The organism is Streptomyces sp. f51 (assembly GCF_037940415.1).
Taxonomy (GTDB): Bacteria; Actinomycetota; Actinomycetes; order Streptomycetales; family Streptomycetaceae; genus Streptomyces.
Genome location: NZ_CP149798.1, coordinates 3,809,869 through 3,836,438, shown reverse-complemented (window position 1 = coordinate 3,836,438; position 26,570 = coordinate 3,809,869). Strand labels below are relative to the sequence as shown.

Annotated in this window: 25 protein-coding genes; 14 read left to right on the top strand and 11 right to left on the bottom strand. The window is 72.8% G+C overall.

The genetic code is table 11. The annotated features are described in order from the left end of the window. Positions 1-4: 4 nt before the first annotated feature. Entirely contained in the window at positions 5-937 is a 933-nt protein-coding gene (locus WJM95_RS16810) for an FkbM family methyltransferase (RefSeq protein WP_339130543.1), read from the bottom strand. Positions 938-1,018: 81 nt separating this feature from the next. Between WJM95_RS16810 and WJM95_RS16805 the strand changes: the two genes are divergently transcribed. After that, on the top strand, positions 1,019-1,477 hold the full coding sequence (locus tag WJM95_RS16805) for a cupin domain-containing protein (protein ID WP_339130542.1): 459 nt from the start codon (positions 1,019-1,021) through the stop codon (positions 1,475-1,477). 192 nt (positions 1,478-1,669) lie between these two features. Then, the gene (locus WJM95_RS16800) at positions 1,670-2,092 is read left to right on the top strand and encodes an ATP-binding protein (RefSeq protein WP_339130541.1); all 423 of its coding nucleotides are present in this window, start codon (positions 1,670-1,672) and stop codon (positions 2,090-2,092) included. A 189-nt stretch (positions 2,093-2,281) separates the two neighbouring features. On the opposite strand, the gene WJM95_RS16795 is transcribed toward WJM95_RS16800, so the two are convergent. Both WJM95_RS16795 and WJM95_RS16790 read right to left on the bottom strand, forming a co-directional pair. Then, a complete protein-coding gene (locus WJM95_RS16795) occupies positions 2,282-2,485 on the bottom strand; it encodes a cold-shock protein (protein WP_020871138.1) in 204 nt (67 codons plus the stop codon). 278 nt (positions 2,486-2,763) lie between these two features. Continuing rightward, positions 2,764-3,078, bottom strand: a complete 315-nt coding sequence (locus tag WJM95_RS16790; RefSeq protein ID WP_339130540.1) for a MerR family transcriptional regulator — start codon at positions 3,076-3,078, stop codon at positions 2,764-2,766. 200 nt (positions 3,079-3,278) lie between these two features. On the opposite strand from WJM95_RS16790, the gene WJM95_RS16785 reads away from it, so the two are divergent. Then, positions 3,279-4,124: a hypothetical protein gene (locus WJM95_RS16785; RefSeq protein WP_339130539.1), complete on the top strand. Its 846-nt coding sequence runs from the start codon at positions 3,279-3,281 to the stop codon at positions 4,122-4,124. 100 nt (positions 4,125-4,224) lie between these two features. Here WJM95_RS16785 and WJM95_RS16780 read toward each other — a convergent pair whose 3' ends face one another. Next, a complete protein-coding gene (locus WJM95_RS16780) occupies positions 4,225-4,446 on the bottom strand; it encodes a hypothetical protein (protein ID WP_329300745.1) in 222 nt (73 codons plus the stop codon). Between the two features lie 416 nt (positions 4,447-4,862). Next, positions 4,863-5,795 carry a L,D-transpeptidase gene (locus WJM95_RS16775; RefSeq protein ID WP_339130538.1) on the bottom strand — a complete coding sequence of 311 codons (933 nt, stop codon included), beginning with the start codon at positions 5,793-5,795 and terminating at the stop codon, positions 4,863-4,865. Between the two features lie 117 nt (positions 5,796-5,912). Here WJM95_RS16775 and WJM95_RS16770 point away from each other — a divergent pair, with 117 nt between their 5' ends. Further along, complete coding sequence (locus WJM95_RS16770) at positions 5,913-6,506, top strand: SigE family RNA polymerase sigma factor (RefSeq protein WP_339130537.1); 594 nt, start codon at positions 5,913-5,915, stop codon at positions 6,504-6,506. Further along, on the top strand, positions 6,496-7,197 hold the full coding sequence (locus WJM95_RS16765) for a L,D-transpeptidase (protein ID WP_339130536.1): 702 nt from the start codon (positions 6,496-6,498) through the stop codon (positions 7,195-7,197). The genes WJM95_RS16770 and WJM95_RS16765 overlap by 11 nt, the downstream gene beginning before the upstream one ends. Positions 7,198-7,208: 11 nt before the next feature. Here WJM95_RS16765 and WJM95_RS16760 read toward each other — a convergent pair whose 3' ends face one another. Next, positions 7,209-8,552: a helix-turn-helix domain-containing protein gene (locus tag WJM95_RS16760; RefSeq protein ID WP_339130535.1), complete on the bottom strand. Its 1,344-nt coding sequence runs from the start codon at positions 8,550-8,552 to the stop codon at positions 7,209-7,211. Positions 8,553-8,701: 149 nt separating this feature from the next. Here WJM95_RS16760 and WJM95_RS16755 point away from each other — a divergent pair, with 149 nt between their 5' ends. Further along, complete coding sequence (locus tag WJM95_RS16755; protein ID WP_339130534.1) at positions 8,702-8,854, top strand: hypothetical protein; 153 nt, start codon at positions 8,702-8,704, stop codon at positions 8,852-8,854. A gap of 101 nt (positions 8,855-8,955) precedes the next feature. Continuing rightward, positions 8,956-10,203: an amidohydrolase gene (locus WJM95_RS16750; RefSeq protein WP_339130533.1), complete on the top strand. Its 1,248-nt coding sequence runs from the start codon at positions 8,956-8,958 to the stop codon at positions 10,201-10,203. Between the two features lie 12 nt (positions 10,204-10,215). Here the strand turns inward: WJM95_RS16750 and WJM95_RS16745 are convergent, their stop codons facing one another. The 3 genes from WJM95_RS16745 to WJM95_RS16735 form a co-directional block, all read right to left on the bottom strand. Continuing rightward, the gene (locus tag WJM95_RS16745) at positions 10,216-11,445 is read right to left on the bottom strand and encodes a hypothetical protein (protein WP_339130532.1); all 1,230 of its coding nucleotides are present in this window, start codon (positions 11,443-11,445) and stop codon (positions 10,216-10,218) included. Positions 11,446-11,569: 124 nt separating this feature from the next. Continuing rightward, positions 11,570-12,745 (bottom strand): PP2C family protein-serine/threonine phosphatase, encoded by a 1,176-nt coding sequence (locus WJM95_RS16740; protein WP_339135614.1) that lies wholly within the window; start codon positions 12,743-12,745, stop codon positions 11,570-11,572. 47 nt (positions 12,746-12,792) lie between these two features. Continuing rightward, positions 12,793-13,431: an NAD(P)H-binding protein gene (locus tag WJM95_RS16735; RefSeq protein WP_339130531.1), complete on the bottom strand. Its 639-nt coding sequence runs from the start codon at positions 13,429-13,431 to the stop codon at positions 12,793-12,795. 180 nt (positions 13,432-13,611) lie between these two features. Between WJM95_RS16735 and WJM95_RS16730 the strand changes: the two genes are divergently transcribed. Further along, complete coding sequence (locus WJM95_RS16730; RefSeq protein WP_339130530.1) at positions 13,612-14,046, top strand: hypothetical protein; 435 nt, start codon at positions 13,612-13,614, stop codon at positions 14,044-14,046. 99 nt (positions 14,047-14,145) lie between these two features. On the opposite strand, the gene WJM95_RS16725 is transcribed toward WJM95_RS16730, so the two are convergent. Next, a complete protein-coding gene (locus tag WJM95_RS16725) occupies positions 14,146-14,697 on the bottom strand; it encodes an SH3 domain-containing protein (RefSeq protein ID WP_339130529.1) in 552 nt (183 codons plus the stop codon). 188 nt (positions 14,698-14,885) lie between these two features. Between WJM95_RS16725 and WJM95_RS16720 the strand changes: the two genes are divergently transcribed. The 6 genes from WJM95_RS16720 (at position 14,886) to WJM95_RS16695 (ending at position 25,576) form a co-directional block, all read left to right on the top strand. Continuing rightward, on the top strand, positions 14,886-15,785 hold the full coding sequence (locus WJM95_RS16720; RefSeq protein ID WP_339130528.1) for a hypothetical protein: 900 nt from the start codon (positions 14,886-14,888) through the stop codon (positions 15,783-15,785). Positions 15,786-15,896: 111 nt separating this feature from the next. Then, entirely contained in the window at positions 15,897-17,831 is a 1,935-nt protein-coding gene (locus tag WJM95_RS16715) for an FUSC family protein (protein WP_339130527.1), read from the top strand. A gap of 243 nt (positions 17,832-18,074) precedes the next feature. Further along, positions 18,075-19,814, top strand: a complete 1,740-nt coding sequence (locus WJM95_RS16710) for a VWA domain-containing protein (RefSeq protein WP_339130526.1) — start codon at positions 18,075-18,077, stop codon at positions 19,812-19,814. Between the two features lie 163 nt (positions 19,815-19,977). After that, positions 19,978-21,711 (top strand): methionine--tRNA ligase, encoded by a 1,734-nt coding sequence (metG, locus tag WJM95_RS16705; RefSeq protein WP_339130525.1) that lies wholly within the window; start codon positions 19,978-19,980, stop codon positions 21,709-21,711. 109 nt (positions 21,712-21,820) lie between these two features. Then, positions 21,821-24,910 carry a VCBS repeat-containing protein gene (locus tag WJM95_RS16700; protein ID WP_339130524.1) on the top strand — a complete coding sequence of 1,030 codons (3,090 nt, stop codon included), beginning with the start codon at positions 21,821-21,823 and terminating at the stop codon, positions 24,908-24,910. Positions 24,911-25,099: 189 nt separating this feature from the next. After that, the gene (locus WJM95_RS16695) at positions 25,100-25,576 is read left to right on the top strand and encodes a hypothetical protein (protein WP_339135612.1); all 477 of its coding nucleotides are present in this window, start codon (positions 25,100-25,102) and stop codon (positions 25,574-25,576) included. A 19-nt stretch (positions 25,577-25,595) separates the two neighbouring features. On the opposite strand, the gene WJM95_RS16690 is transcribed toward WJM95_RS16695, so the two are convergent. Further along, entirely contained in the window at positions 25,596-26,534 is a 939-nt protein-coding gene (locus WJM95_RS16690) for an intradiol ring-cleavage dioxygenase (protein ID WP_339130523.1), read from the bottom strand. Between the last annotated feature and the right edge of the window lie 36 nt (positions 26,535-26,570).

Below are 26,570 nucleotides of genomic sequence, written 5' to 3'. Positions count from 1 at the left end.
TCGCCTACGTCCTCGCCGGGACCGCCGTCGCGCGGACCATCACGCAGTCGAACTCCACCACACGGCCGGTGGCCTCCTCCCGCGACACCGGGTACATGCCGGTGATCTCGAAGCCGCGCTCCTCGTACACGGCGATGGCCTCGCCCATCCGGGGACTGCCCTCGTACAGCCGCAGCGTCGCGACCTCCGACTGCATGCCGACGAACTCCGCGGCGCGCTCCCCCGCACCCGCGAACACCTCCAGGTCGTAGCCCTGGGTGTCCATCTTCAGATAGGGGCGGGGGTCGTCGAGCCCGGCGAGGACCGTGTCCAGCATCCCGTCGAGACGGCGGACCTCGATCTCCTCCGTACGGGTCTTGGCGAAGCGTTTGTAGCGGCCCTTGCCGTAATCGCTGGGCGGCAGAAGGGAGTTCATGGTGTTCCAGCCCACATGGATGGACTGGGTGGTGTCCTCCCGCCCGAGACCGATCTGATGCACCTGCCAGTCGGGGTCCCCCTCCGCCGCCTGCCGTAGCTTCGCGAAGGCCTCGGCGGTCGGCTCGAACGAGACGATCCGGCCGGTGTAGCCGAGGCGGCGCAACTGGCGTCCGTACTGGCCGGAGTTGGCGCCCACGTCGAGGACGCAGTTCACCTCGTACCGGTCGAGCAGGGCGGTGACGTGCTGCCCGCAGAGGTAGGACGCGGCCGACAGCTGGAACGAGCGCTCGTCGGCCGCCGTCTCCTTCTCGTCGAGCAGGAGGCGGGCGCCGGTGCCGCCGAGCGGCACCTGCTTCCAGGCGGCCGTCCGTCCGCGCAGCACCAGGTCGGCGCCCTTGCCGAGGGCGACCCGTCTGCGCACACCGCGCCGGTAGACCACCGCGGCTCCCGATCCGAGGTCCAGCACCTGCACGCCCACGCGGGGCAGCAGACCTAGCAGCTTTCTGTGAAGGGTCGCCATGGACCCCACCCTGTCAGAGACGCGGGCGTGTCCACCGGGAGTTGGTTGAACCTCCTTCCGGCCGCGTGATAGAGGCAAGGGATGACCTCTCCTGAGACCGGGATCCCCGCGCTGGCCGCCGCCCTGGACATGCGTCCCCACCCGGAGGGCGGCTGGTTCACCGAGACCTGGACGGCGCCGCAGGCGTTCCTGCCCGACGGCTACCCGGGACCCCGCGCCGCCGCCTCGGCGATCTACTTCCTGCTCACGCCCGGCGACACCTCCGCCTGGCACACCGTCCGCTCGGACGAACTCTGGCTGTGGCACCGCGGTGGGCCCCTCGACGTCCTGCTCGGCGGCGACGGGTCCACTCCCCAGTCCACCCCGCAGGTGATCCGCCTCGGCCCCCGGATCGAGGCCGGGGAGCGCCCCCAGGTCCTCGTCCCCGGCGGGGTCTGGCAGTCCGCGCGTCCGGCCGGCGACGAGGAGGTTCTGGTCAGCTGTGTGGTGGCGCCCGGGTTCGACTACGCCGACTTCCGCCTGCTGGACTCGGGGCGCTGAACGGGCCGCCGGGCCGCCCTGACGTGTCCGTGGCAGCTTTGTGACGCGCGTCCCTGGTTGCGGATCGCCCGGGTGGGGCATCACCCGAGGGCAGGACCGGCCGCGCACCGTTTCGCGCGGGGTCCCGGCCGACGGGGACGGAGCCGTCGGCGGGGATCCGTCGTCCTGGGAGGGGGAAGAGAGGTGTCAGTCATGCGTGCGCACCGGCGCACCGTCAGGCCGACCGCCCGCGTGGAGTACACACTGCCGCGTACGGCCGTCTCGGCGGGCAGGGCCCGCAAACTGACCACGGCGTTCCTGACCCGGCCGCGACCACGGCTCGCGTCACCGACCGCGGACCAGGTGGACGACGCCACACTGATCGCCTCCGAGCTCGTCGCCAACGCCGTGCGGTACGGCCGCAGCGGTTGCCGGCTGCGGCTTCAGCTGGGGCACGGACGCGTGACCGTCGAGGTCCACGACGACAGTCCCGGAAGGCCGCGGATCGGCGTGCTGGACGCGGAATCGGAAAGCGGCCGGGGCCTGGCCATGGTCCAGCAGCTGGCCCACAGTCTGGAGATCGTCAGTACGGGCTTCGGCGGCAAGACCGTGCGCGCGGTCCTGGCGGTGCGGTGACCGGGCGGTGCGGGCGTGCGGTAACCGGGCGGTCCATGCGGTGCGGTAACACGGCCCGCGTGGCCCGGGTTTAGCGTCGCCGAAAAAGGGAACAGGCACCGAAAATTCATCGCAATTTCAATGACCGTAAATACAGATGGCCGGCGCTCGCACCGCGAGGTGCGAACGCCGGCCATCCGGTGTCCCGGACTAGGCGGGGACGATGTTCTCCGCCTGCGGGCCCTTCTGGCCCTGCGTGACGTCGAAGGTCACCTTCTGGCCTTCCTGAAGCTCACGGAAGCCAGAGGTGGCGATGTTCGAGTAGTGGGCGAAGACGTCGGCGCCGCCGCCGTCCTGCTCGATGAAGCCGAAGCCCTTTTCCGCGTTGAACCACTTCACGGTGCCAGTAGCCATGTCAAATCTCCTTCGGGGCTAAGCTCGCAGATCCACACCTCGTGAACCCGCGCTGCCGCAATGAAGCCCCAACCGGAATGCACCGGAAAATCTTTGGGAACCACAACTGCAACTGAAATCGACAGTAGCACGCCAGGCGTCCCGAAGCGGGCGCACTATCTCACCCCGCCACGGGGAATATCAAAACCTCGCGGGCCCGTGCAGCAAATTCTGTATCGGCCGGTGCAGATATCCGCGGGGCGCCGGGAAGCCGCCCCCACCGGGGTCCTGCGGCCGGTTCAGGCGTCCTGCGGTGTCGAACCGCGCAGCTCCGCGTTGATCCGCAGGGCCTCGTCGAGGGAGTCCTCCAGCGTGACGATTCTGCAAGCGGCCTCGACGGGCGTGCCCTGGTCGACGAGGTCCCGGGCGCGGGCCGCGAGCCTGAGCTGGTTGCGCGAGTAGCGGCGGTGGCCGCCGTCGGAGCGCAGCGGCGTGATCAGCGCGGCCTCCCCGACGGCCCGCAGAAACGCGGGGGTGGCGCCGATCAGCTCGGCCGCACGACCCATCGTGTAGGCGGGGTAGTCGTCGTCCTCGAACCGGTCGGTGGGGCTCATGGTGCTTCCCTGGAGCGCATGCATCACCTTCCACTCTGGCAGATCCCGGCCGGTGCCGGACGGGATCACCCGGCGGACGACCGGTGGCGTCCGCGCGCCGCACTCACCCGGACGGACCGGTGCGCTGGTGGGGGGCCGTGGCCGGTGGTGGCGTGGAGGGACACAGCCCGACCTCGGGACCGTCCTCGGGAGGCCCTCGCATGATCCGTCCGTCCTGTCTCCTCGCATCCGCCCTGACCGCGGGGATGCTGCTGTCGACGGCCGCCTGCTCGAACGGCGGAGGCGACAGCGGCTCCGGCCGTACGGACTCCTCCGCGTCCCCCGCCTCCACGGTCCCGGCCTCGCCCGTGGCCGAGGAACCCGGCGCCGCCTCGCCCTCCCCCTCCTCTTCCCCCCGCGTGCTCACCAAGGCCGAGGCGCAGACCGCGCTGATCACCAACTCCGACCTGGGGTCGCAGTGGGCCGAGTCGAAGGGTGTGGCGGCGTGGCACGACACGCTGCTCAAGAGCAAGGTCGACGCGTCGGCCTTCATCACCGACAAGGGGAACGCCCAGCAGTGCCAGAAGCTGCTGGACGGCCTGTACGCGGAGAACCTGCTGGGCAAACCGCTGGGCGCCAGTGCCGTCACCGGCTTCGACAACAGCGCCGACAACGCCCAGATGCGCTACGAGGTCGCCTCGTACGGGAAGAGCTCCCTCGACACCCAGATGAAGTGGCTGGCGACGCTGCCGGACATCTGCGACCAGTTCACCGCCGTCGACAACAAGGGTGACCGGCAGACGGTCCAGGTCGTCTCGACGCACCTGCCCGATGTGGGGGACGCCCGCCAGGGCCTCCAGGTGACGATGAGCGGCAAGCTGGAGGGCGACCCGGACACGCTGACGCTCGACTTCGCGGCGGTGCAGGTCGGCGACAGCGCCCTGTCCCTCACCAACGGCGGGCTCTCCGGCACCGAGCACCAGTCGACCGAGCAGGCGGTCCAGGCGGGCGCCAACCGGCTCAAGGACGTCCTGGCGGGGAAGTCGCCGGCCCCGACACAGGGCTGAGGAGCGGCGCGCCCGGCCCGGGCGTCGCACCCCCGGACACACCACGGCCCGGACAGCCGGTGGGCGGCTGCCTCGGGCCGGAGGTGTCAGTGGGTGCGGGTCAGAGCCGGTCCATTCGGGAGTAGGGGCTCAGCACGCGGACCTGGCGGGCGCCGAAGTCGACGAGCATCGCGATGCCCTCTTCGACGCCGACGATCGTGCCCAGGCCGTACTGGTCGTGGGAGACGCGGTCTCCGAGGCTGAACTCCTTGGCCACGGGGACTACGGGTGCAGCGAAGGGGCTGGTGGGCAGGTGGCGCCGGGGCGCGGAGGATTTACTCATCGTGATTCCAGTATGGGCCCTATTCCGGCGGGCGGTAGGGCTTGATGGTCTCGATCCCGCTCCGACTCGGCCACCCTGAGGACTACGGATCACGGCGGCCGCGCACCCTCTCGTCCGGTCCCCGCCCGCCCGGCCGCGCGTTCCCCGAGGTCAGCAGTCGGGGTGTCGGTTCCGCGATCTTTCCGGTGCGCGGGGGCGTCCGCCGGGCGAGCCTGTCGGGGACCGGACAAGCCTCCCCGACGCGTCCCGCGGGCCCGGCCGGGGCCGCCGGCCCGCCGGGACAGGGGCGCCACAAGGGGGCGTACGCCCGCGCGCCCCCCTGTCGCGCCCCGCGCTCAGCCCAGGTGGAGCCGGGAATGGACCCGGCCGCCGGTGCTCCGGAACCGCGGCTCGGGGCCGCCGGGCGGGGACGTCCGTCAGTGGAGGGCGCTCGTGGCCCGCCACTGGTCCCAGTCGAGGTTCCAGTCGCCGTAGCCGTTGCCGACGGCGACCGTGTCCCGGGAGCCGACGACCTTGACGACGTCGCCGGGGATCACCTCGTCGAAGAACCGCTTCGCGGGACCGCCGGTGGCGAGTCCGACACAGCCGTGCGTGACGTTCTGCCGGCCGCCGTAGATGTTCGCCTTCGGGTTCTGGTGGAGATAGGTGCCCGAGGCGGTGAGGTGGACGGCGTAGTAGTAGTAATCCGCGTACGCGTCACCGAAGCCGACCGAGCGGGAGTCCATGAACACCTTGGACGCCTTGTCGGAGACGACCATCGTGCCGTTCCAGGTGTCCATCCCCGGCGCGCCGGCGGTGATCGGGACGCGGCGAGACGATCCGGCCGTTTCGAGCGTCATGAAGTGTGTACGGACATCCACTGTGGCGACGAGGGAGCGGCCCACCGTGAAATGCCTAGTGATTCCGGCTCCGGCCCGGACGGTTACCGCCGTTCCGGGCTTCCAGTACGTACGGGGCCGGAAGTCGACGCGCTGCCCGTCGGCGAGGTTACGGTCCTTGACCCACCCCCAGGAGCCCTCGACCTTCGCGGACACCTTCAACTGCCTTTCCACGTGCGCCCGTTCGGCCACGGGCACCGGCCGGTCGAAAGTCACCGAGACCGGCATGCCGACGCCCACGGTCTGCCCGTCGGCGATGTTGACGTGCGCGCCCGGCAGCGGCTCCGGCGGTGTGGTGGAGGGCTTCGGCCGCGCCGCGGCGGTGCCGGTCGCGGCCGTCCCGCCCCCCGGTCCCCTTCCGCCGCCCCCGCCGTCGGCCACCGCCTGCGCCGAGCACCCGGCGAGCAGCGCGCACAAGGCCGCCGCGCTCCAGGCGCGGACCGCCCGGCCCCGGCCGCCTCTCCGTCCCATGGTCATCCTGATCCCCCTGTGGTGTGTCCCGATGTGCGACGTACGGGGCCTGTACGCGCGGCGGGGGCCGTCCGGTTGCACCCGCCCGGGGAATCCGCGGAGAGTCGGGCGGAGGGCATGACCGAGGAGGAGTTCGACGCGTTCTACGCGAGCGCGTTCCCCCGTCTGACCGGCCAGCTCTACGCGTTCACGGGGGATCACGGCGAGGCGCAGGACGTCGTGCAGGAGGCGTTCGTCCGCGCCTGGGACCGGCGCCGGGAGTTCCTCGCCGACGGTGCTCCCGAGGCGTGGATACGGACCGTGGCGACCCGGCTCGCGGTGAGCCGCTGGCGCCGGGCCCGCCGCTGGCTGGAGTTGGTGCGGCGCACCGCGCCGGCCGACCACGCCCCGGGCCCGGGGCCCGAGCGCACCGCGCTCGTGGCCGCGCTGCGCACCTTGCCCGAGGCGCAGCGGATGGCGATCGTTCTGCACCATCTGTGCGACTTGAGTGTCGAGCAGGTAGCCTCCGAAACCGGTGCCCCCGTCGGCACGGTCAAGGCCCGGCTCTCACGGGGCCGGGCGGCGCTGGCGCTGGTGCTCTCGGAGGATCCGGTGGACCTGACCGGCCCCGCGCGCGCCGCGGGCCCCGTGCCCACCGCGGACTCCGTGGGCGCACCGGGCTCCGTGCGCACGCCGGGCAAGGGGGAGTGGGAGGACAACCGTGTCCGATGAACTCACCTCCGCGCTGCGCGAGTTGGCGGACGAGGCGGAGCGGCCTCCGGCGCTGACCGGTGCGGAGATCCGCGGCCGGGCGACGGGCCGCCGGCGGCGCCGCCGTACGGCGTGGACCGCGGCCGGCGCCTGCGTCGCGGGGGCGCTGGCCCTCGCCGCCCTGACGAGCCCGGGCGGCACCGCACGGCACCAGTCTCCGCCGGCCGCGAGCCCCACCGTCAGTGCCAGCCCGCCGGTGGCACCGCCGGACGCCACGATCGATCTGGGCAAGCGGGTGATCTCCGTGGCCGGACACCGCCTGACGCTCCACTCCGACAGCCTGCCCGGATCCATGCCGACGGTCCGGACGACGGTCAGCGCGAAGGAGACGGTCAGGAAGATCTCCTCCAGGACGGTCGGCTTCGGCGGCGGCTACACCTTCAAGGCGTCCTGGGTGGTCGAACTGACCGCGCCCGACGGCACGACGGACTACGTCGGATCCCTGAGCTCCGGCGGCCAGAGCTTCTCCAACCCGGCCGACGGCTGGATCGGCCTGGACCTGGCCGACGCCAAGCAGCTGTACGAGCGGCTCGCCCTGGGCTCGACGGTGGAGATCAGGCCCTCGGTCAACGCCTCGCCCCCCGCCGCCCCTCCCGCGTCGTCGAACGGCGGCACGGCGAGGGCGGGCTCGGGAACGTCCGGCTCGCCCTAGGGCCTGGCGCCTCAGAGGGGCGGCTGGGCCGGGGCCGGGCCGAGGGTCGTCGTGCCGGGGGCGGTGCGGTGGCCGAGGCCCGTGCGGTAGGCGTCCAGGGCCGCTTCCACCCGGCCGGTGCGCCGCAGCAGGTCGCCCAGCAGCCGGCACAGGTCCGCCAGGTCGCCCGCCGCGCCCGCCCGCTCCAGCAGGCTCATCGCCCGGACGTAGTGCTCCTCGGCCGCCTCGGTGTCCCGGGTGTCCTCCGCGATGATCCCGAGCAGCCGGTGCGCGGCGGCCGCGTGGATGGCGCCCCGCTCGGAGTTCAGGTCCCCGAGCACCTGCCGCAGCAGTCCGTCCGCCTCCTCGGACTTGCCCCGGCGGTGCAGCACATCGGCCAGTTCCACCGCGACCTGGCTGGTGTACAGCGCGGCCCGCTTCGCGGAGAGCATGGCCTGCGCCTCGCGCAACTCGTCCTCCGCACGCTCCAGTTCGCCGTTCTGGGCGTACAGATACCCGCGCATCCAGTGGCAGTTGGCGAGCTCGGTGCGGATCTGGAGCTGGCGGTAGAGCTCGGCGGCCTTGGCGAGGGAGACGTCGGCCTCGGCGATGCGGCCCTCGGCGATCATCGTCCGGGCCACCGACCGGTGCATCCGCGCCACCAGGGCCGGATCCTGGACCTGCGGGGCGAGCGCGAGCGCGAACTCGGCCGCCTGGGCGGCCCGTGCGTGCGCGCCCATGTCCATGTAGGGCGCTATGACACCCGTGTAGAGCAGGAGCAGCGCCTCCGGATCGTGCAGCCCCGTCCGGTTGAGCTCGTCGATGGTGGACTCGAACAGGTAGCAGGAGTAACGGAGTTCACCGGCGAGATAGTGGGAGACCGCCCGGCCGCGCACGGCGGGCACCCGCTGCGGCAGCGGCGCGTCCCCGAGCCGCTGCTCCGACTCCTCGAAGCGCCGCTGCGCCGTCTCCAGGTCCCCGGTGTCCAGGGCGCACTCGCCGAGCCCGAGCAGCGCCGCCGCCTGCTCGGCGACCAGCCCGTGGGCCTCCGCCTCCGCGAGCAGCGCGGCGTAGGTCCCCGCGGCCACCTCGGCCTCTCCGGTGGAGAGCGTGCGCTGCGCGTCCGTCAGCCGCAGCCGCAGGTCGACGGCGAGATGGGCGGGCCGTCCCGTCGCCAACTCCTCGTACGCGACTCCGAGACGGCCGGCGATGTGCCGCAGCGCGGACTCGGAGGCCCTCACGCGGCCCGCCTCCAGGGTGGAGATGTACGCGGGTGTGTACACCGGTTCCGCGAGCTGTCGCTGCGTCAGGCCTCGTTCTGTGCGCAGCTGTTGCACCCTGCGCCCGATGATCTCAGGGTCGTCCCGCTCCGCCATGGGTCAAGCATGCCATCAAGCCGAGTTGGGCCGGTCCGGCTTCCGGTGACAGTCCGGCCTCGGGCCCTCTTGCGATGTGAGCCCGGGAGCCTCTACGTTAAGCGCCGGATTAAGCCTGCTTAATACGCCGCTGTTGTTGCGAGGTCACCGTGCTCCGACGTATTTCCGCGCGCTACTCCAGGGGGTTGCTCGCCGCCCTCGTCGCGGTCGCCGCCCTGGTCACCGCGGCGAACATCGGCCCGGCCAGAGCCGCCGATCGGGCCCCCGCCTCCCCGCCCTCCGCGTACACGACCGCACCCTAGGGACACCGGGGACCTCCGCGGGCAGGTGACGGGCTCCTCCGCCGCCGTACGGCCACGGCGAACCCCTCGTCCGCGGGAATCACGGCGCCTACAGTGAACCCGTGACCTCTGCCGCCGCACGCACCGCGCTGGACCTCACCGCCGACCTCCCGGTCCCCGCCCTGGAGGACCTCTACCGGGACCTGCACCGGCACCCCGAACTGTCGCTGCGCGAACACCGTACGGCCGCGGCCCTCGCGGAGCGGCTGCGCAAGGCCGGGTACGACACGACCGAGGGCGTGGGCGGCACGGGCGTCGTCGGCGTCCTGCGCAACGGGGACGGGCCCACCGTCCTGCTGCGCGCCGACATGGACGCGCTGCCCGTCACCGAGGAGACCGGACTGCCGTACGCCTCGGCGACCGAGGGGGTCATGCACGCCTGCGGCCACGATCTGCACGTCACCTGGCTCACCGGCGCCGCGGAGGCGCTCGCCGCCGGACGGGACACCTGGTCCGGCACGCTGGTGCTGGTCGGGCAGCCCGCCGAGGAGACCGGCGAGGGCGCGGCCCGCATGGTCGCCGACGGCCTGCACGAACGCTTCCCGCGGGCCGACGTCCTGCTCGCCCAGCACGTGGCGCCGGGCCCCGCCGGGCTGTACGCGCACTCCCCCGGCCTGATCATGTCCGCCTCGACCGACATCGACATCGTCGTGCACGGCCGGGGCGGGCACGGTTCGCGGCCCGAGGCGACCGTCGACCCGGTGGTGACCGCCGCGTACATCGTCACGCGGCTCCAGACGGTCGTCAGCCGGGAGGTCGCAGCGCGTGAGTCCGCCGTGCTGACCGTGGGGCGGATCGAGGCCGGCACCCGGCACAACATCATCCCGTCCGAGGCCCGGATCGCCCTGAACCTGCGGACGCAGTCGCCTGACGTACGGGAGCGGATGATCGCCGCCGTGCGGCGCGTCGCGGCCGGTGAGTGCGCGGCTGCCGGGTGCCAGGCCGAACCCACGGTCACCGTCGGCAACGACTTCCCCGTGACCGTCAACGACGCCGAGACCGACCGCCGGATCGCCGCCGTGCACGGCGAGGTCTTCGGCGCCGGGACGGTCCTGGACCCCGGCCCGGCCATGGGCAGCGAGGACTTCCCCCGGCTCGCGGCCGGGCGGATCCCCTACTCCTACTGGTTCGTGACCAGCACCCCGGCCGACGTCTGGAACGCGGCCCCGGGCGGCGACGACCTCATGACCAGGCTCGCCGCCGTCCCCAGCAACCACAGCCCGCACTTCGCCCCGGACCTGTCCACGGTCGCGCCGGGCGTACGGACCCTGGTGTCGGGCGCCCTGGCATCACTGGCGGCCGGGGGCTGACCCTCCCCCGGATCAGGGCTGGGTCTGCAACTGCCGCAGCTGGCGCCGGACATGGTCCAGCGCGCCCTCCCGGCTGCCGGGCACGCGCTGTCTCAACCGGGCCAGTTCCGCGCCGAGTTCACGGGCCCGCGCCGGGTCCCCGACCCGGCCCCACTGGTGGTGCGCCCGGTCCACGGCCGACTCCACCGCGGGCGCGCCCGGCGCCTGGCCCGCGTCGAGCCGGGTCGCCGCGAGCGCCAGCCAGCCCCGGCAGCTGCGCTCGGCGTCCCCGGCCATCATCGCCAGGTCGGCCCGTACCTCCATCCAGTGCAGCACCGGCTCGGACCCGTGCCCGTACGTCCGCAGCGCCTCCCGCTCCCACCGCGCCGCCAGCGCGAGGGCGTCCTCGTGCCGTCCGTCGCGGACGGCCGCGGTGATCTCCTCGTGCGGATCGGCGGCCGGTGGACCGGCGGGCCGGTCCGTCCCGCCGGGGACCGTCACCGACGGCACGGGCGGCACGGCGGGCGGGGCCGGCGGACGCGGCGGGGGCACCGGCGTGTGCGGCGGAGCCGTGACGGTCGTGAACTCCGGTGCCGGGGGCCAGGGTTGCCCGGCCCACGACCGCCCGGGCGCGAGCACGAGATCCGCCGCTCCCGGCCTGCCGCCCTCCTCCCCCGCCACCCTCGCCAGGGCCTGCTGGTGCAGCTGGTCGAGGGGAGGCCGGTGACCGCTGCGGAGCAGGGTGGCGACCGCCCGCATGTACGTCGGCCGCCCCGTCGCACGGCGGGACTGCGGCGGGGCGACCCGGCCGTACAGCTCCGTCGAGGGGCCCGCCGCCAACGGGCGCCCGGCGAGGAACTCCCAGGTGTCCGCGTCCGCGTGCAGGTCGAGGAACATCGTCGTCGAACCCGGTGGCCGCAGCCGGAGTTCGTCGGCGAACCAGCGCCAGGGGAAGGCGGTGTAACGGACCGTCGCCGGGGTGGTGCGGGCCAGCGCGAGGTGCGGAAGCCGCTGGCGGCGGTCGAGTTGGAGCTGTCCCGTGACGAACACGGTGAGTGGTCCGGGGGCCGCCGCCGCCGCGCGCAGCCGGGTCAGAACGGCCTGCGGTTCCAGCGGGTCGGCCAGTTCGACGACGTTCGCCGTGCCGGTGCCCGACAGCACCGGCGGGGCGACGGCCGCGAGCACGGGGAGCACGGAGGCCGCGTCCACCAGACACCCCCTGCCCACCGGTGAGGCCGCGAGGAGCAGCACGGTTCCGGGCACAGGTTGCCTCCCCCATCGATCGGACACCTCAGCACCGTAACGGCTGCGCATGCAAAGAGGGGACGCGAAGAGGTGAACGCCCGTCCGGGCCCCGGAGCTCGGGGTCCGCGTCCGGCGCCCCCGGCTACGTCCGCCGCGGGCCGCGCGCCCGGCGCCGTACGGCGAAGATCGTGGTGTCGTCGGCGAGTTTGCCGCCGCAGTGCTCCAGTGTGCCGTCGCGCACGAAGCGCACGAGCCGGTACGGGTCGGCGGTGCGCGGGTCCCGCGCCAGCGCCCTCGTGACCGCGTCGCGGAGCGGGAAGAACTCGCCGGCCGCGTCACGGGCCTCGGTCACCCCGTCCGTGACCAGGAGCAGCGTCTCGCCGGGAGCCAGCGCGACCCGGAGGACGAGTGGCGGGGCGGACACCAACTCGTTCATGCCGAGCGGGAGTCCGTGTCCCGGGTCCAGGCTCCGCACACCGCCGGAGGCGACGACGAGCGGAGGTTCGTGGCCGAAGTTGACTACCTCGACCGTCGTCGGCGTGTCCTCGGGGAACGCGACCAGGACGCCGGTCGCGAACCGGTCGACGTCGTCGCGGCCGAGCGTTCCCCGGTAGCGGTTGTGCCGCAGCATCCTGACCTCCAGCCGGGCGGCGACCGTGGCGAGCGCCGGCTCGTGGTACCCCGCCTCACGGAAGGTGCCGAGCAGCGCGGCCGCCGCCTCCACCGCCGCGAGCCCCTTGCCCTGGACGTCACCGAGCAGCAGCCGGGAGCCGTGCAGGCCGGGCTGGATGTCGTAGAAGTCGCCGCCGACGCGGGCCTCGCTGTCGGCGGCGAGATAGACGGCCGCGTGGTCGAGACCGCCCCAGCCCGGTGGCATCGGGCGCAGCACGGTCCGCCGGGTCGTCTCGGCGATGTCCCGCATGTGCAGCATGCGCCGCTCGGCGCGCAGCCGGACGGAACAGGCGAGGGCGGCGAGGGCGCTGCCGACGATGACGAGGACGAAGTCGGGCAGGCCGTTCTGGTACTGGTGCGGCCACTTCGTGTCCACGGAGCCGTAGGTGATCAGCGCGAGCGCGGCGAAGGCCACCGTGCCCAGCACTCCGCAGATCGCCGCGGCGATGACCGGGACGAGCACGAGCCAGGAGATGATCCGGAACCGGCCGGAGGTGTTGACGTCGAGCAGCACGATGCCGACGAGCAGCAGCAGCGGGGGCAGCCAGGCGACGCTGTGGCCGCGCACCTTCAGCGGCTTCGACCGCTGGAAGGCCTCCGGCAGCCCGGCGCGCGGCCGAAGGGCCCGCTGAAGCCGCTCGCGCATGGACCTCAGGTCGGCCACCTCGCCGTACCGCCCTCCGTTTCCCGCTCTCAGTAGGCGACGGACATCCGGCCGTGCGGGTGGACGGGCATCTCCAGCTGGTCGACGAAGGCCATCGCGTAGTCCTCGGCGCTGATCCGGCTCTGGCCGCCCGCGTCGGTGAGCATGCGGTCGCCGCCGATCCGGAACTCGCCGGTGCGTTCGCCCGGGCCGATCTCGGCCGCGGGGGAGATGTAGGTCCAGTCGAGGTCGTCGACGTCGCTGCGCAGATAGGCCAGGGCGTCACGATGGGCGAGCGCCTCGGGCAGATAGGCCGCCGGGAAGTCCGGCTGGTCGCACGCGGCCTCGCCGGGCGCGACCTCCAGGGTGCCCGCGCCGCCGACGATCACGAGCCGGTTCACCCCGGCCTGGCGCACGCCCTCCACCAGGGCGTGGTTGATGGCGAGGAAGGGTTCGCTGGGGTCCGAGCCGTCGCGGGGCGGGACGCAGGCCGACCCCACCGCGTCCGCGCCGGCCACCAGCTCGGCGACCTTCGCCGGGTCGGAGGCGTCCGCCGCCGTCGCGGCGACCCCGGGGACCGGGGACTGCCCCGAGCGGCTGACCGCGACGACCTGGTGTCCGCGCGCCGACGCCTCCGTGGCGATACGGCTGCCGACCATGCCGGTGGCACCGAAGAGTACGAGCTTCATGCACCTCAGCGAAGCACGCGACCATGATCACCGCATCCCGGCGGACCGGGGGGAGGCACGTCGTGAGGAGTCGCACGGCGGGTGCTCCACGGGTGCTCCGCGGGGGCTCCGTCCCGACTTGCCAGGGGCTGCGGCGAGGTGTGACCTGGAAGGCGGGGGCGAGCAGAAAGGAGTCCTTCCATGGCTCAAGCCGCACCCGTGTCAGGGACACCACGAACATCAGGATCGACCGACGTCTTCGGGGAACAGACCCACACGCTCGCGAAGTGGGGCGTCCCCGTCGCCGGCGGACTCGTCTACGGCTACTGGGCAGCCGCCATCAACCGGGACGCGGGCGCCATCACGGGCTGGAACGTGCTGTTCGGCTTCGTGTGCGCCATCGCCTTCGCCGGGGCCTACATGGCCGCCCGGACGATCGCCCCGCTGATGCGGCGCGAGATGCACGCGCTGGTCTGGGCCGTGTTCGCGGGCTGCGCGTTCGGTTTCCTGTACAGCCAGACCGACGCGACCATTCTGCGGTCCGTGTTCATGTCGCTGCCGGTGGCGGTCGGCGTGTACGCGGTGGCCTTCTACCGCTACTACACGCACGAGGACGGGGCGGGAAAGGCGAGCTGAATCCGTACCGCGCCGTTCCGCCGCGACCGGCGGAACGGCGCACACCGCATGAGGCCCCGGCGGACTGCCGGGGCCTCATGCGTTCCCTCATTCACCCACTCACCTGCCACCTGGGACCCAGTCCCAGGAGTTCGAGGAGGAGCCGGACACGGTCCAGCTCCACGCGCTGGTGACGGTGAAGGTCCAGGAACCGGAGGCCGTCATGCTCCAGCCGGGGTCGTTGCGCGGGCTGCGCCCGTTGTCCCAGTGCGCGTTGTGCCAGGTCCCGTCCTTCTGGTCGGGACACGGGTCCGAGCAACTCGGCACCGAGCGGCCGCCGGTGTCGACGAAGGCGGAACTGGCCCAGGCGTGGGCGCCGACGAGCCAGTACCAGACGGTGGTGCCGAGCACGCTCTGCCCGTTCACCGCGCACTGGACGCGGTCCTGGCTGCCCGGTGAGAGCGCGCCGACGACGGGCGAGTCCGTGCTGGGCTGGAGCCGCAGGTTCATCTCCCCGCGGGAGATGACGGTGCCCCAGACGGGGCTGCCGGAGCCGTCGCCGGTGGGCGCCGACCCGGTCGCGGCCAGGGCGGGTCCGGCGGCCAGGGCGGTCAGTACACCGCCACTGAGCAGGGCCCCGGCGAACGTCCGCAGGGCTGGGGTGGTGCGCATATCGGCCTCCTTCTCCCCAGATCAAGGAAACACCCGAACGAGTGAGGCCTCCACCCGAACGGCCAGAACCCTTGGGGCCGCTGGGATGCGCGGGGCAACCGCGGCGGCTTCCCCGTACGGCTTGTCCTGTGCGCCCATTTGCAGTCGGCCGGGTCGCGCACGGGGCCGGGGAGCCCTTGCCTGAAGACGTGTCCCCTCGTGTCCGGAGCCCCCTGTCGGCCGTGCTGATCGCGCTGGCCTGCCTCCTCGCGCCGCTCGGCGCGCTGTCGGCGTGGGCGACGTACGGCCTCGGCGACTCCGAACGGTACGAGGCCACGATGGCGCCGCTCGCCGCCGACGACGACGTCCGCGACGCCATCGCGGCCGGTGTCACCGACGACATCCTGCGCGAGGTCCACGTCCGGCCCCGGCTCCAGGGGCCCGTGAACCACTTCGTGCGGGACGCCGTGCGCTCGTTCACCGAGACCGAGGCGTACCGCACGGCGTGGGAGGCCGCCAATCTGGCCGCGCACGACGCCGTGATGCGGGCACTGCGCGAGGACCGCGAGGGCGCGGTGACCGTCGACCTCGCGCCCCTCACCGAGCGGGTCAAACGCCGGCTCGCCGACGACCACATGCCGCTGGCCGACCGGATCCCGGTCGAGCACGCCGAGATCACCGTGCTCGAGGCGGAGGACCTGGCCCGGCTCCGGAAGGGGTTCCACGTGCTCGAAGTCGCCGGATTCTGGCTCCCGTCGGCGTCGGTCGTCTTCGCGGCGACCGGCATCGTCATCGCCGTACGCCGCCGCCGGGCGGTCCTCGCGACCGGCCTCGGCACCGCTCTGGGCGCCGCGCTGCTCGGTGTCGCGATCACCGTCGGCCGCAGGCTCACCCTCGCCGATCTGCCGCCCGACGTGTCCCGCACGGCCGCGGGCGCGGTGTACGACGCCCTCACCGAGACCCTGCGGTTCGTCAGCTGGCTGCTGCTGGCACTGGGTCTGACGGTGGCTCTGACCTCGGTGCTCGCCGGCGCGTACGCCCGCAGGCGACGACCGGCCGAGACCCCCCGCCCGGCCGCCGCGGAACCGTCGACCCGCGTGGGCGCCTGACGCCGCACCGGGTACGGGGACCCGACCGGGGCGGGGGGACCGAGGCGGGAGCGGCCTTCGGTGGTTGGGCCGGGGCGGAGGGCGTTCGCGGGAAAACGCCATACTTGGGGCATGTCCCGCGAGTTCCCCATCGGCCTCACCCCTCCCGACTGGCTGGTCAGGAACCTCCGACCGGAGCGGGTCCCCGTCAACCGGGCCGCCGCCGCCCGCGCCGCCGTGGCCCTGGCGCTCCCCCTCGCCGTCGGACTCGCCTGCGGACAGCCCGCGTACGGCGCCCTCGCCTCCATGGGCGCGCTGTCCGGGGTCATCGGCGACACCGCGGACGCGTACCGCATGCGGATCTTCAACATCGCCGTCCCGCAGCTCTTCGGCGCGATCGGCGTCACGATCGGCGCCGCGGTCCACGGACACGGCTGGACCGCCGTCGCGACGGTGACCCTGGTCGCCCTGGTGTCCGGGATGATCTCGTCGATCGGCGCCGTCGCCTCCGTCACCGGACTGCTGCTGCTCCTCAACTGCGTGATCGGCGCCGGACTTCCGCTCCCCGGCGCCTGGTGGCTGGCCCCGCTGCTGATGTCCGGCGGCGGACTCCTCGTCCTCGCGCTGACCCTGCTCGCCTGGCCGCTGCGCTCGGGGGTTCCGGAGCGCTCCGCCGTCGCGGGCACCTACCGCACGGTCGCGGACCTCCTCGCCGCCGGCGGCACCGACGCGTACGAACGTCTCCGCCTCGCCGTCACCCGGTCCCTCAACGAGTCGTACGACCTCGTCCTCGCCCGGCGCGCCTTCCACCACGGCCGCAGCCCCGACCTCGTCCGGCTGCTCGCCCAGCTGAACGCCCTCACCCCCGTCGTCGAGGCCGCGCCCGCCGCCCACCAGCGGGGCGCGCCCCTGCCCGCCGCGATCCCCGCCGCCGTGCACCTGCTCGCCGACACCGTCGAGACCGGCGGCACGGACCCCCTCGAACTGCGGCTGCCCGTACCGGCCGACGAGACCGCGCGCGCCGTCGACCACGCCCTGCGGCACGCCGCCCGTGTCGTGGCCGACCGGTCCCCCGACCCGCGCGCCCTCGACGACCGGCTCGGCCGGCCCGCCGCGCTGCGCGTCCGCGCAGCCCGCGCCACCCGCAACGTCCTGCTGTCGGGTGCCTCCTGGCGCTACGGCACCCGGCTCGCCCTGTGCATCGGCCTCGGCCAGGTGCTCGTCTCGACCGTCGAAGTGCCGCGCTCGTACTGGGTCGCCCTCACCATCACCTTCGTCATGAAGCCCGACTACGGTTCCGTCTTCTCCCGGGCCCTGCTGCGCGCGCTCGGCACGGTCGCGGGTCTCGTGATCGCGGCGGCCGTGTTCACGGTGGTGCCGCGCGGCTGGTGGGACGTGCCCGCGCTGATGGTGCTCGGCGCGCTCATCCCGGCCCTGACCCCGCGCGGCTACGGCTACCAGACCGCCGCCATCACCCCGGTGATCCTGCTGCTGTCCGACAACCTCAACCACCAGGGGACCGGGCTCATCGTCCCCCGGCTCGTCGACTCCCTGATCGGCTGCGCCATCGCCCTGGTGGCCGGATACCTGCTGTGGCCGGAGAGCTGGCACGCCCGGGTCGGCGACCGGCTGGCCCAGGCGGTCGCCGACACCGCCGGCTATGTCGAGCTGGCCTTCGGGGACGCCGCCGATCCCGCGGCCCGCGCCCGCAGCAGACGCCGGCTGTACCGCGACCTCTCCTCCATCCGTACGGAGTTCCAGCGCGCGCTGACCGAGCCGCCGCCGAACGGGCGCCGCGCCGCGGCCTGGATGCCGCTCGTCGTCGCCGTCGAACGGATCGTGGACGCGACGACCGCCGCCCGGGTCAGGGTCAGGCAGGGCGCGCACGAACCGTCCGCGGCCGAGATCTCCACCATCGCGCGCCAGTTGCGGGAGCTGTCCGAGGGGCTGCGCGGGACGGATGTGCTGATCGCCGTCCGCACGGAGCTCACCGGGCCCGAGGACAGCGTGCTCGAACCGGTGCGGCAGGAGGTCGCCGCGGCGAGGGCGATCGCGTCACCGCATTGACAGGGAGGGTTTCGCCACCGACTATTCGGCCATCGTCCCGACTCCACGCGCGGAACGGACGGAACTCGGAATTCCGACAAATCACCATGGTAGGAAAGTGAACCCGTGGGCGCTGTAGGGGGGTTGACGCGACGGTTGTCCGGAGCGCCGCCCCTGCCGAAGATCACCATCTGTGGCCGCTAACCTTACGTGTCCGTCCTGGCCAGGGATTGACGGGATCAACTCACGCGAAGGGTTGCGCACATGGGCATTCTCACTCTCCTGCGGAATGCGTTCGGCCGCTCACGCAAGGGTCGTGACGCTGACGCGGAGACCTCGCGAGAGGCCACGTCGACCGCGACGGTCCCGGCTCCCGCCGAGGAGCCGACGCTTTCCCCCGAGGCCGGGCCGGCCTCCGACGCCGAGCCGAGGATTCCGGCTCCCGCGTCCGAACCCTCCGTGGTCGACGAACTGGTGTCGGCGGCCTTCGACAACGTGACGGTCCCCAAGCAGACGCCTCCGGCGGACCCCACCAGCGAAACCCCGGCCCCGTCCCCCGAGCCCGAGCCCGCCACGGCGGAGCCGGTCGCCGAGCCCGCCACGGAGACCGAAGCCGAGCCCGAGCCCGCCGCCGAGGCCGCGCCCGCCGCCGAGGCGGAACCGGAGCCGACCGCTGAGGCCGAGCCCGAGCCGGCCGCGGAGCCCGTCACCGAGGCCGAGCCGGTTGCCGAGGTCGAGGCTGAGCCCGTCGCCGAGCCCGAGGCCGTCACCGAAGCCGAGGCCGAGCCGGTTGCCGAAGTCGAGGCCGAGCCCGTAGCCGAGCCCGAGGCCGTCACCGAGGCCGAGCCGGTTGCCGAAGTCGAGGCTGAACCCGTAGCCGAGCCGGAGTCCGTCGCCGAGGCGGAAACCGAGCCCGACCCCGTCGCCGAGCCGCAGGCTGCCGCCGACATCGAGGCAGAGGCCGCCCCGGTCGCCGAGGCCGAGCCCGTCGCTGAGGCCGAGCCGGTCGCCGAGGCCGATGTGGTGACCGTGGTGGCGGCCGAGGCCGCTCCGGTGGACGTACCCGCTGTCGCCGACGGTGGCGAGGCCCCACTGGCGACCCCCGCCTCCGACGGCGAAAGCAGCACGGGTGGTGCGGGTGGGAACGACCCCGCCGAAGGCGAAGCCGAGGCGGAGCCGGTCGCCGAGGCCGAGCCCGTAGTCGAGCCCGAGCCGGAGGCCGTCACCGAGCCCGAGGCGGAGGCCGTCACCGAGCCCGAGCCGGAGGCCGTCACCGAGCCCGAGCCGGAGGCCGTCACCGAGCCCGAGGCGGCAGCCGGCAGCACGGGTGAGGCGGCGGGCGACCCCGCCGTCGCGGTGGCCCGGGTCAAGTCCGAGGCCCCGGCCCTGGTGACGGCGTACCAGGAAGCGGGTTCCGCGCTGGAGAAGCGGAACCTCACCGGCACCCGCGCCCAGGTCTACCTGGTCCTCGACCGCTCGTCCTCCATGCGCGCCTACTACAAGGACGGCTCCGCCCAGGCCCTGGGCGAGCAGGCCCTCGCCCTCGCCGCCCACCTGGACCCGGAGGCGACCGTCCACGTCGTCTTCTTCTCCACCGAGCTGGACGGCACCGGCGCCCTCACCCTCCCCGAGCACGAGAACAAGATCGACGACCTGCACGCCGGCCTCGGCCGCATGGGCCGTACGAGCTACCACGTGGCCGTCGAGGAAGTCGTCACCCACCACCAGAACTCGGGCGCGACCGGCCCCGCCCTGGTCATCTTCCAGACGGACGGCGCCCCGGACGCCAAGACCCCGGCCACCCAGTCCCTCACGGACGCGGCGAAGAACCACCCGGGCGTCTTCTTCTCCTTCGTCGCCTTCGGCGAGCACGACAACAAGGCCTTCGACTACCTGCGCAGGCTGAAGACCGGGAACACGGCCTTCTTCCACGCGGGCCCGGCCCCGCGCGAACTGACGGACGTCGAGGTCTACGACGGCGTGCTGGAGAACTGGCGCCCGTAACCCCCCGTAGGCAGCACCCGGGCCGCCCCCTTCCCACGCCTTAAAACGGGAAGCGGGCGGCCCACCCATGTCGGCTACGATTTCAAGGTTCACCGGCGACGAGCCGCCCACCGGAAACCGGACGCGATCGTCGCCCCACGCAGCGACCTGGGAGCAGCCCGCGATGGCTCGACACCTCATCACCAGCGCCCTTCCGTACATCAACGGGATCAAGCACCTGGGCAACATGGTGGGGTCCATGCTCCCGGCGGACGTGTACTCCCGGTACCTCCGCCAGCGCGGTCACGACGTCCTGTACATCTGCGCGACGGACGAGCACGGCACCCCCGCCGAGCTGGCCGCCAAGGAGCGCGGTCTGCCGGTCGACGAGTTCTGCGCGCAGGCGCACGACGCGCAGAAGGCCGTGTACGACGGCTTCGAGCTGGCCTTCGACTACTTCGGCCGCAGCTCCAGCCCGGAGAACCGCGACATCACCCAGCACTTCGCGCGCCGCCTGAACGAGAACGGCTTCATCGAGGAGCGCGCGATCCGTCAGGTGTACTCGCCGGCCGACGGCCGCTTCCTCCCGGACCGCTATGTCGAGGGCACCTGCCCGCACTGCGGATACGACAAGGCCCGCGGCGACCAGTGCGAGAACTGCACGCGCGTCCTCGACCCCACGGACCTGATCGACCCGCGTTCGGCGATCTCCGGCTCGACGGACCTGGAGGTCCGCGAGACGAAGCACCTGTTCCTGCTCCAGTCCAAGCTCCAGCACGAGGTCGAGGAGTGGGTGGCCCGGCACGAGTCCGAGTGGCCGCAGCTCGCCTCCTCCATCGCCCGCAAGTGGCTGACCGAGGGCCTGCACGACCGCGCGATCACCCGTGACCTGGACTGGGGCGTCCCGGTCCCGGCCGACACCTGGCCGGAGCTGGCGGCCGAGGGCAAGGTCTTCTACGTCTGGTTCGACGCCCCGATCGAGTACATCGGCGCGACGAAGGAGTGGGCCGACCAGTCCGGCCAGGACGCCGAGAACCGCGACTGGAAGTCCTGGTGGTACGACGCGGACTCCGGTGAGAACCCCGTCCGCTACACGCAGTTCATGGCCAAGGACAACGTCCCCTTCCACACCGTGATGTTCCCGGCCACCGAGCTGGGCGTGCGCGAGCCGTGGAAGAAGGTCGACTACGTCAAGGCCTTCAACTGGCTGACGTACTACGGCGGGAAGTTCTCCACGTCGCAGAAGCGCGGTGTCTTCACCGACCAGGCGCTGGCCATCCTGCCCGCCGACTACTGGCGCTACTTCCTCATCGCCAACGCTCCCGAGTCGGACGACTCCTCGTTCACCTGGGAGCACTTCACCACCACGGTGAACAAGGACCTGGCCGACACCCTCGGCAACTTCGTCAACCGCGTCCTGTCCTTCTCCAAGAAGCGCTTCGGCGAGGAGGTCCCGGCGGGTGCGGAGGCCGGCGAGGCCGAGGCGAAGCTGGGCGTCGAGATCGCGGGCCTGCTCGCGGAGTACGAGTCCCAGATGGAGGCCCTCCAGTTCCGCAAGGCCGCGGCCGCGCTGCGCGCCCTGTGGTCCGCGGGCAACTCCTACCTGGAGGAGAAGGCCCCCTGGCTGGAGATCAAGACCAGCCCGGAGGGCGCCGCGCTGACGCTCCGCACGGCGATGAACCTGATCCACCTCTACTCGGTGGTGTCGGAGCCCTTCATCCCGGCGTCCGCCCGCGCGATGCGCTCGGCCTTCGCCCTCGCGGACGACACGGCGGCCTGGGTGACCGCGGACGAGGCCCGCGCCCTGGCCTTCCTCCCCGCCGGAACCCCCTTCACGGTTCCCCCGGTCCTCTTCGCCAAGATCACGGACGAGGACCTGGAGTCGTACAAGGAGCGCTTCGGCGGCGAGCAGGGCTGACCCGACCCCCGTGCGTACCGGCCCACCCACCCGTCAAGGGAAGGAAAAGGGCTGGTAAAGTCCGCTCACTTGGCGGGGGCGAGCGCCCTCGTGGGGAGGGACAACGCACGTGGGCAGACACGCCCCGAGACGGCGCGGCCTTGCCGCGGCCGTCTCCTCCGTCGCGGTCGCCTTGGCGGCCGCCACCCTTGCCGTTCTGCCGCAGAACGGCGCCTCGGCGGACCCGGCCGCACCGGCCGGGTCCACCTCCGGGATCACCCTGACCGACCCCGTCGGCACGCAGCCTCGCGCCGACCGCCCGCTGGTGGCCGGCGCGAGCGGCTTCCTGCACCGGCAGAGCGGGATCACCGGACTGCTGTGGACGGACTACGCCGACGGCACCAGCACGGTCCTCAGGACCGCCGACGGCGTGTACGCGCCCACGGGTGTCTGCGCGAGCCTCGGCTCGTCGACCTGCCCGACCGCCTGGTACGGCAGCGACGGCGACCTGGTCGCGCTGCCGTCGGCCGGCTCCGTCGCCCTGTGGGACCCGGCGACCCGGACGTCCTCGTCGTTCACCTCCACGGAGGCGTACCGGGGGCTCGCCGGACGGACGGTCCTCACCGAGTACTCGGTGCACGACCGCGTCGACGGCGCCTGGCGCTCCCGCGCCATCACGCCCGACTGGATGCGAATCACCTCGGGTGCCGTCACGGCCGCCGACGCGCACGGCGTGCTGTTCAAGGTCGACAGCGACCTGTACTACCTCGACCTGGCGACGGCCACCGCCACCGAGGTCTTCTCCGGCATGAGCGCCCGGCCGTACACCGTCCTCGGTGACGACCGGATCGGCTGGTACGACCCGGCGAGCGGCGACCTGCACGTCAAGCCCCGCACCGACCCCGGCGCCGACGAGCAGGTGATCGACCTGCCCGCGCCCGGTGCCCAGCTCGACGGCGCCCCCGTGCTCTCCGGCGACCGGCTGCTGCTCCCGCTGCACACCGGCACCGGCACCAGCGCGCTGCGGGCGGACTCCCTCCTGGACGGCTCCTCGCGCACCCTGGCGGCCAAGGCGGGGGCGTACGCCGTCCGCGCGTCCGGCGGCACGGCCCTCGTCACCGGCGGCACCGACGCGAGCGACTGGTGGGTACGGCGGTTCGCCGTGGCCGCGGACGGCACGCCCGGCCTGGAGCAGCTGGCCCAGATCCCGGCGACGGAGAACGCCAAGACCGGTCTCGCGCTCAGCCGGGGCGCCCTGCGCGTGGCCGAGGACGACCCGAGCAGCACCATGGACACCACCTCGCGGCGCACACTCGCCGTGGTCGGCGGGCAGCTCACCGCCTCCGCGCCGGAGGCCGGGGACAGGGTGCTCACCCGCTGCCCGTACCCGGGCACGGCCTGCTCGATGCTCTGGGGCAACCTCGGCGACGACGCGCGGGACGCCTTCCTCGGCACCACCGGCACCGGCCTGAGCGGCAAGGACCGGCTGACCGCCATCAAGGACGGCTGGTCGGACTGGACCCTGGAGTTCGGCACCACGGGCGGCCACATCGTCGACGTCTCGGACAACTACGCGGTCTACGACTCCGGGGGCACCTCCCCGGAGCAGTACATCGGCGAGTTCGGCCAGGGCCAGATGCTGAAGCGGTCCGTGCGCGCGGCCGCCCTCAACGGCCCCACCCTGTGGAGCGCCTCCACCACGGGCAAGCTCACCTCGTACAGCCTGACCGAGAACAAGACCCTCGCGACGGTGACGGTCCCGGGCATGTCCTGCGTGCCGGACGAGCTCCAGGCGGCGGGCCGCTGGGTGTACTGGACGTGCGGCGACGGCTCGGCCGGCGTGTACGACACCAAGGCGGCCACCTCGCGTGCGGTGAGCGGCGGCGACGTGCTGCTCGGCGACGGCTTCACCGTCCGCCACGACCGCGCCGCCGGCACCCTGGTGCTGACCGACGCGGCGACCGGCACCGGCCGCGTGCTCGCCACCGACGTCGCCGACACCGGCCTCGCCATGGACCGCCGCTTCAAGTGGACCGTGGACGAGTACACGGGCCTGGTGGCCTGGACCGACCTGTACGAACGGACGCACATCGCCAGGACCGGTGTCACGCCGTCGGCCGTGACGGTCTTCGGGAGCGAGACTCCGTCCTACGTCGACGGGGGCATGCCCTTCCAGGGTCTCTGGCTGCTCTCCCGCCCCGTCAGCTCCTGGTCGGTGACCTTCACTTCCGTCCAGAGCGGCCCGCGGGGCAAGGCGACCCGCACGGTCACCGGGGGTGCTTCCACCGTCTCGGTGGCGACGGACTGGTACGGCACGACGGCCGACAACGCCCGCTTCCCCAACGGGTTGTTCACCTGGGTTCTCAAGGCCACCGGCACCGGCACCTCCGCGGCGGTCACCGTGGCCACCGGCGACGGCTTCCTTTCCGGCGGCGCGCCCGTACGGCACGACTTCTCCAGCCCGGACGGACCCGACGGCCGCGGCGACCTCCTCACCCTGAACTCGTCCGGCGCCCTGACCTTCCAGTCGGGCACCGGCACCGGGAAGTTCGGCGAGAAGGTCAGCGGCTCCGGCTGGGCCACCAGCGTCAAGGCCGTGCCGTTCGGCGACCTGAGCGGCGACCGCTGCAACGACGTCCTCGTCCGGCTGAGCAGCGGGGCCCTGCGCCTCTACAAGCCGCGCTGCGGCGCCGCGGTGACCCCGAAGACGTCGTACACCACGCTCGCGAGCAGCGGCTGGACGCAGTACGACGTCCTGACCTCGCCCGGCGACGTGAGCGGCGACGGCCGGCCCGACCTGATCGCGCGCGTCGCGTCCACCGGGACCGTCTACCTCTTCAAGGGGACGAGCACGGGCACGCTGTCGGCCCGCGTGAAGCTCTACGACGCCTGGAAGGGCTACAAGAAGATCGTCGGGGCCGGTGACCTCGACGGCGACGGCATCGGCGACCTGCTCGCCCAGGACACGTCCAACACCCTCTACCGCTACCACGGCAAGGGCGACGGAACCTTCGCCGCCCGGGTGAAGGTGTTCGGCGACTGGGGCGGCTCCTACAACGCCGTCGTCGGCGTCGGTGACATCACCGACGACGGCCGGGCCGACCTGGTGTCCCGGGACACGAGCGGCAACCTGTACCGCAACAACGGGGACGGCCGCGGTTCGTTCGGTTCCCGCACGAAAATCGCCACCGGCTGGAGCGGATACCGGTCGCTCTCCTGAGGCTTCCGGCCGGGAAAGGGGGCACTGGACGGACCCGTCCGGTGCCCCCTTCCCGTCGCCGGGAACCAGGTGAGAGGGCGGTTAAGACCCGGCAAAGAGCCGGGAAAGCGACTCTCTGTCCGATGCCGCCGATCCGTAATGGACCCCGGCTCCACTAAACCCCCGGTCACCCGTATGGTTTCCGCCATGGTGGCAGTCCCCGAGGTCATTCCGATCGCCTACGAACCGAAGCACCGCACCGAGACCATCGGCCGGTACGCGGACGGTCAGTTCCTGGCGTCGATCACGTACGCCTTCCCCGAAGGGTTCCGTCCCGACGACGGCTGGGAAGAGCACAAACGTCTGTACACGGTTCTTCACACCTTCGACTCCGAGGGCCGCTACCGCGACTCGGAGGTCTGGTGCGCCGGTACCTGGGCCGACCAGCAGCGGACCCCGGCAGGCGAGTTCTCGGTGCTCTCCCGCGCCCGCGTCCACCTGGCGAAGCTGCTCCGCAGCCTGCCCCGCCGCTCGTACACGGACATAGCGATCCGGCCGTTCCGGATCACCGTCGACGGTGTGCTGTTCGGCCTGCTGACCGGCGTGGACGAGGGCGAGGCCTGGGCCGAGCTGTACCCCGACCGCCTCGGTTTCTCCGAGCCGTGGGACGGCACGTACGACACCTGACCGTTGCCGGGCCGCGCGGTCAGGACGACGTGGCCGACGGGCTCGGACCGGTGTCGGTGCTGTCGTGGGTCTCGTCCGGGGCGACGCCCATCGTCAGCCGAGCGTGGACACCCCGCGCGATGTGCCTCCTGTCGTACGCGAGGTACAGAAGGCCGCCCTCGTGCCCGTTGCCCGGGTAGATCGTGTCCTCGTCCAGCGTCGTGCGGGGGGTCGTGCTCGTGGAGTACGGGGCGACCTCCGCCGAGGCCAGGACGGACTCCTCCGAGAAGAAGAGCTGGCCCGTGTGACAGGCGTGGCCGCCCTCGTAGCCGGCGTCGGTCCAGGTGCCGTCCACATGGACCTTCACATGGATGTGGACGCAACGGCCCCGGTACCAGCCGGGGAAGCGCGTCCTGAAGGTGACCCGGCCGTGCCGGTCGGTCCTCCAGGTGCCGCGCAGATACCGCTTGTCGTCGGTGGGCTCGGCGTGCCCGCCACCGCCTCCCGGGGGCGGACCGGAGGGGGGCTCACCCGTCGGGGTGCCGGACGGGACGTCCGTGGGTCCGCCCGAAGGACCGCCGCCGCCACCGCCGTTGCTCATCGCCTCGTAGCCGGAGTACACGCCCAGCGCCGAGCAGTGCCAGATGTCCACCGCCGCGTCCCTGACCGGTCTGCACGTCTCGGCGTCGATCACCTTGAGCGCGAGGGTCAGCGGGATGCCCGGCCGGTCCTCGGTGATGTCCTGGCGGATCTTGTCCGCGTCGATGTAGTAGGGGCCCTCGGTGGTCTCGGAGGTCAGCGTGTAACAGCTCTCCGCCCCGGACGCGGCCGTCGTGGTCCCGGTCGTGGCCTCGTCCGCGAACGCGTTCACGGCGGCCGCGCCGCCCACGCCGACGGCCGCCACGGCCACGCCGCCCGCGACGACGACCTTGCGCCTGGTCATGTTCCCCTGGTGCACGGGGTGTTGGGTCTCAGTCATGCGCGGGACGGTAGGGAGCCCGCCTGTCAGCAGCAT